The organism is Desulfogranum marinum, from assembly GCF_016918565.1.
Lineage (GTDB): Bacteria > Desulfobacterota > Desulfobulbia > Desulfobulbales > Desulfobulbaceae > Desulfogranum > Desulfogranum marinum.
This window is the reverse complement of sequence record NZ_JAFFQD010000090.1, coordinates 1-5,573: the sequence shown is the minus strand read 5'-3', so window position 1 is coordinate 5,573 and position 5,573 is coordinate 1. Positions and strand designations below refer to the sequence as shown.

Sequence of the window (5,573 nt, the reverse complement as noted above, 5' to 3'; positions counted from 1 at the left end):
ACAAGCTTCACAGCTTCTTCTTTGAATTCATTTGTGTAGTTACGTCTTTTTCGTTTGGTCATGAATTACCTCCTCAAGAATTGTTATTTCACTCTTAAGAAAGTGTCCATAAATTCCTACCACATCAAAGGGAAATAAAGGCAACGTTGATGAAGTTAGGAATGATCTAGCAAGGTTGTTCAGGAACAGGAGGGCTATAGTAGTTAATCCTGATGACTTTATGTTTACCTGTCTATCTGATTGCAAGGATATTTGGTTTGACAGCAAGACGAAGAACCTTCCTAGCAAGTTCATCGGTGAAGATACTTGGGTACAGTTTGGCGAGAGAGGGGTGAATGGATACAGTCATAAGCACAATCTAGCTTATCTATATAATCCTTTCCCTCACCCATCGGTTGTGCATACCGTCAATTCATTTGAGGGATTAACGTTTAACCAAGAAGCTTACGCGCTCTCAGTACTCATTCAGTGGATCTGGAGATCAGCCATTCGAAAAGGGGAGAAGATCAGAGTATATGTTCCTGGGATTCGAATGAGAAAATTACTCATGGCTTACCTAGTCAAATAACCTTTGTACAGAAAGAAGTCTGTACAAGCCCTTGTAAACGCCCAGTAATGGCGGGTTTGAGTAAGCGACCCTTAAATATAGAGTAGTTCAATTACGAGCTTCAATTTAAGCCGATAGTTACTACGATACAGTCTAACCATATGCGTGAGCAGTCAACTCTCAAGCATAGCAAGGAGCCAATGAATGTTAGCAACACTATTAACTGAAGATGGTTTTCCAGTTCGCAAAAAATGTACAACCGAGTATTCATCCCCTTGTCCTTCCCCTGTTTGTGATAGTGATGATGATGGATTTGTCATTAACGCTAAGACTGGGCGAGGTTATTGTCGCAAATGCAATTGGAAAGGAGACGACATCCAATACCTACGAGAGTTCAGAGGTATGGGATTCCAGCAAGCAGCAAAGTATACGGGTCGTACTGTTGATCGTAAAGGGACTAAAGACTGGCCTGACAAAAAGGAAAGATTAACCGGGACGATTTGTAGCACGAATAAAGCCCTGTGGCGAGAGCAGGCTTCAACGGTAATTAATAAAGCACGACACAATCTTCTAGACAATAAGTCTTCTATTCTAAAGCGGCTCCTCCGTGAACGTGGATTAAAGATCAAGACGATCAAGCGCTTTAACCTTGGGTGGATTAGCAAAGATACATGGACGAAGAAGGCTGACTGGGGAATACCTACTGATGGTAAAGACCTCCTTCTCCCAGCTGGATTAGTCATACCTTACGACAATCACCGTATTAGAATTAGAAGAGATAACCCCGATTATGGTAAGTATTGGGTTGTCAAAGGTTCCAACCTCGAACCAATGATAATCAATCCGACCTCATCTCTTCCCCTCACTGAGACACCCGCAATCGTCGTTGAGTCGGAACTCGATGCAATGTTGCTTGCACAGGATCTTGTCTCACCCTATACCGTGATCGCCTTAGGAAGTACCAACACCAAGATAAGCAACGAGCTGAGTGAAGATCTAAAACAACGTCCGTTCATCCTGGTAGCCCTCGATAGTGATGAAGCTGGAGAGATAGCTGCGAAGAGGGATTGGACAAGCAAGTACGTCACTGCATTTAGAACACCTGTTTCCACATCTTACGGCAAAGACTTTGGTGAGGCATACGTTAATGGATTGGATGTTAACGACTGGCTATTTGAAGCTGTTGAGTTAATGCTCGACACGGCAGTAGCACAGACGTCCGGTGAAGAGAACACCTACCCTCCAGAAAGCACCGTGAACAATGAAACCACGTTGCCAATATAACCACAATCAATAACCTTTCTTTTTTGTCAGGGCTGTTTTTAATAATCCCCGTTACAACCTCCACCTCATCATTTAGCAGATATCAGACAGCCTTCTTCATACTGTCACTGCTGGATAACACCTCATCAGGATCATATATGAATATCTCGACAATCGAGTCATACCTCTTTCTTCTCAAACAATTAATTAACACAGAACTGGTCGAATCAGCGATTGAACGTGGAGACAGTCAAGCTGTTGATCTCCTGACCTGCTTCATTGACCGTTTAAATGAACGACAAGAGTTAATCCAATGCGTCGAGATGGAACAATACTACTCATCTGTTGCGTAGCAGTTGGGCTGTGTCTGCATGATAAGGGAGAAGCGACAGACCGCACGTCTAATGGTTGCTACCCTGCATGATGACTCTCTACCCTAACCTCTCAAGGAATTGTGCTGGTTTGGTAGGGCTGGTGTGGTGTGGTGGCTGGGTGTTTTGGCTCAAAAAAGTGAATATGTTACTACCGTTTCGAGATGTAAACCCCCACCCATGCCTGGAAGTGGTGGTAGCTCTCTGTAAGTACTTATATACTTCACCATATATATTTCTCAGCCTTTACCTCCCCACGCCTACAGCACTCTCTTAGACCTGAAAGAATGGTTCAAAATTCCATTTACCACTTTATCCACCCCAACATATGCGCCCCTATATAAACGCACGAATTTGGGCCGTGTTTTACGTCATTAGAACAGTAAAACAAGGTTAGTTTATCAGGCATTGAGTACTTGTCTGACCTCAATGGAACCTTAGTCATTCATTAAGCATCAACTCTACCCTGGTGCGCTGCTAGCGTTGCCTGTGCCTGCTTTACCATTAAAGATAAAATTTCCTTCCATCAAAGGAGTCCCTTGATAATGAACCCCAAGTCTGCAAAACAGTTGAACGAGCAATTCGATATTGAACCCTTTGAAAATTTTCCCGAGGCCGAAACTGAAGAGACCTTCGTCACAGAAAGTGCTATACGCGAACAGGAGGCGAGGCAGCGGGCTTTTGCTTTTGGCCTTGAATTGGAACATGGCTTTTTTGGGGACTAGAAGTGTTGAAAATCGATTTAAGCGTGAATGGGCAATGATAACGAGGAGTTGTGCGGTGCGACTTTATCGCGTCCGCCTCTAACGCCTGGTCGTGCAAATTTTTATTTAAACAATATTTTAATGAGGTCAGATATCTCTTCCTTGTTTGCAGTAATAGCACCTATAGCGGCTATAATAGCCGCATACATGGCATATCGTGCAGAGCGTGAAGCTATAGCAGCTTCTTTGCAAGCTATCGATACCTAGCTTTCTCAGTTCGGCTTCGTGTGATAATCCTAAGAAGATATTGTTGTCTTTCATTTTTTAGTTATATAGCAATTGCACAACACTCGTTTGGCAAAATTACAAGAAAGAAAGGCTACCCGCCAGCATGCAAGATACAGTTGCAATACAGAGCAGAACCCTTGCGTATGACTCTGTCAGGAATCGGCAAACTCCCATGGCCGCTCTCCTTCTTCCTTGTAGTAATCAAATTTGGAGAGAAGGTTGTAATAGTGGGCTTCACTGCTAAATATAGATCGTATTCCTGTGAATGGCCTTAAATGCTGAGTGGAGTTCATTACATGGTCACAGCTGTCCTCTGATATGCTGTTAATCGGAGCAAAACTAAGAGCGTATACCCTGCTTATTTCGTAAACGCTAGAATCATCACCAGAGCTATTATCTTCAAGAGTGAATTTCCCTTCCGAATATGATTTATGGTAATCTTTACCAGGGATTACGTCGTATATCTTACTAACAATCCCGCTAACTATACCTGAATCAGACAATACTTCTCCACTGTTAAAAGTGCTAAGCCAGATATTGACTCGTCGATAATGCGACATGTACAAGCAGGTTCTAATACGTTCTGCTCTTATGACATCCCTAACCACGTTTTTCTTCATGTCTCCAAACATTGTTGCTCCCTATCCAATAACTATATTCAGGAGTAGAATACCTACGTCCACACCACAGAAACGTTCTGTTATTTGATACACATCAGTATCCACACTCACCTTTATTTACATCAAAACTGAAGACCAGCACCCCATCATTGCCTGAATAAGAATAGGTGTAAGTCGCGCCATACTGGAGAGAAGGTTTCATCTTTGTATTTGAGCAAATTTTTTGTGTGACTGTCGGGCGAAATTCTGAAGATAACCATTCGGTATCAATTTTACTGGATGGATAATTAACAAAGGTGTGGTGGTAAGTTGCCCTTGCCCCTGGACCAATAGTAACGTCGTCAATGCGAGTGTCACCGTCAAGCATCATAGGTAATTTACTTTTCGCGTCACCCAATACACTCTGCATGCCTTTGATTAATTGCGCCTCAATTTCTTGTGGTGTCGGTTGCTTGGGTTCTAACAGAACTTTACTAACCTCGTTACCCACTTCTTTACCGACTTGCCCGCCAATACCAGCAAAAATGAGCATTACAAGTAGGCCTGATATCACCCCTAGGACAGAAAGAAATTTTTTCACCTTTATCGTTTCCTTTGTTCGATGACTAATTGGTAATTACATGGAGACCCACATGACCAAACCACAAAAATCACACCGAGGCAGACCTTCAGTAATAACCGACTCCGTAATAAACCTTCTTGAAGAAGCCTTCATGATGGACTATTCCAACAATGAAGCCTGCCTCTATGCTGGGATAGGGACCACAGCGTATTACGACTTCATCAAACGCAACGCTGAATATGCGGAGCGATTTGAGACATTGAAAGAATCACCTAAAATGAAGGCTAAGAAGCGTATTGTTGATTCTTTAAGCTCAGATACCAGCACGGCTAAGTGGTATCTTGAGAGACGATCTTCCGAGTATAGTCCAAAATCTCAGATTGACATTCAACACACCCACACGCTAGACGCTCAACTGCTCGACACGATCCGTCAATACAACAATGACAACGTTACTGAAGCAGAAGTGGTTGATAAAAGGTTATTACCTGACCTTGGCTGATTGGTCAATAATCATCCCTTTCGATAGTGTACCCACTATCCCATGTGTTAGCGCGACCAGATCCAGGCATTATCTCTTCTTGGACCTTCCACGAACCATCTTCGTTTGGGGTGATGACTTCACCTTTGGTAAAAGGGTTACCTCTTCCTGTTCCTGGCATTATTTCCTGCCGGGCTGTGTATGAACCATCTCCGTTATCTTCTATTACAGTGCCTGATTTCCAGCGATTGGGCTGGCCGAACGAATTGTTTTCACGAATCGTGTAGTCAGCGGCTAAACAGGATGAGGCAACGAATAATATAACTATAGCTAGCGCTATCTTCTTCATCTCAGCACCTCTTAATTCTTGGCAAGCAGAAAACGTTTTAATAACGATAGGTTATAACTCCGTACTGTTCATATGTCAAATACTCTTGTAAGCGTTGCAATGACAGGAGAAGTTGCTTTGCTGCGTTGTGTCGGCTGGAAATATCGGGTGGAAAGGGATGGAGCTGGCTAAAAAAGATAACCCGCCCTCGATAGAAAGCGGGGTTGTAGTGGTATGGGTTGCTTACATTCTTTCTTCTGCCAGGCGAATTGTTTTATCTGCTGAGTATTCCAGAGCAATCCGGCCACTGATTCCAGGGGATTCCGGCCGGTGATTCCATTTCATTCCGGCCACCCATTCCAATTGATTCCGGCCAGGGATTCCATTCGATTCCGGCCATCGTTTTCGG

At 43.4% G+C, this 5,573-nt stretch carries 8 protein-coding genes; 5 read left to right on the top strand and 3 right to left on the bottom strand.

What is annotated here, in order from left to right:
- Positions 1–112: 112 nt before the first annotated feature.
- The 4 genes from JWH17_RS25010 (at position 113) to JWH17_RS22675 (ending at position 2,906) form a co-directional block, all read left to right on the top strand.
- Positions 113–568 (top strand): YonV C-terminus-related protein, encoded by a 456-nt coding sequence (locus JWH17_RS25010; protein WP_499776919.1) that lies wholly within the window; start codon positions 113–115, stop codon positions 566–568.
- A 183-nt stretch (positions 569–751) separates the two neighbouring features.
- On the top strand, positions 752–1,831 hold the full coding sequence (locus JWH17_RS22685) for a toprim domain-containing protein (RefSeq protein WP_205224988.1): 1,080 nt from the start codon (positions 752–754) through the stop codon (positions 1,829–1,831).
- Between the two features lie 137 nt (positions 1,832–1,968).
- Positions 1,969–2,163 carry a hypothetical protein gene (locus tag JWH17_RS22680; RefSeq protein ID WP_205224987.1) on the top strand — a complete coding sequence of 65 codons (195 nt, stop codon included), beginning with the start codon at positions 1,969–1,971 and terminating at the stop codon, positions 2,161–2,163.
- A gap of 563 nt (positions 2,164–2,726) precedes the next feature.
- Positions 2,727–2,906 (top strand): hypothetical protein, encoded by a 180-nt coding sequence (locus JWH17_RS22675; RefSeq protein WP_205224986.1) that lies wholly within the window; start codon positions 2,727–2,729, stop codon positions 2,904–2,906.
- A gap of 419 nt (positions 2,907–3,325) precedes the next feature.
- Here JWH17_RS22675 and JWH17_RS22670 read toward each other — a convergent pair whose 3' ends face one another.
- Positions 3,326–3,805 (bottom strand): hypothetical protein, encoded by a 480-nt coding sequence (locus tag JWH17_RS22670; protein WP_205224985.1) that lies wholly within the window; start codon positions 3,803–3,805, stop codon positions 3,326–3,328.
- An 82-nt stretch (positions 3,806–3,887) separates the two neighbouring features.
- A complete protein-coding gene (locus JWH17_RS22665; protein ID WP_205224984.1) occupies positions 3,888–4,373 on the bottom strand; it encodes a hypothetical protein in 486 nt (161 codons plus the stop codon).
- 52 nt (positions 4,374–4,425) lie between these two features.
- Here JWH17_RS22665 and JWH17_RS22660 point away from each other — a divergent pair, with 52 nt between their 5' ends.
- Positions 4,426–4,857 (top strand): hypothetical protein, encoded by a 432-nt coding sequence (locus tag JWH17_RS22660; protein WP_205224983.1) that lies wholly within the window; start codon positions 4,426–4,428, stop codon positions 4,855–4,857.
- Between the two features lie 4 nt (positions 4,858–4,861).
- On the opposite strand, the gene JWH17_RS22655 is transcribed toward JWH17_RS22660, so the two are convergent.
- Positions 4,862–5,185: a hypothetical protein gene (locus tag JWH17_RS22655; protein ID WP_205224982.1), complete on the bottom strand. Its 324-nt coding sequence runs from the start codon at positions 5,183–5,185 to the stop codon at positions 4,862–4,864.
- Positions 5,186–5,573: the final 388 nt, after the last annotated feature.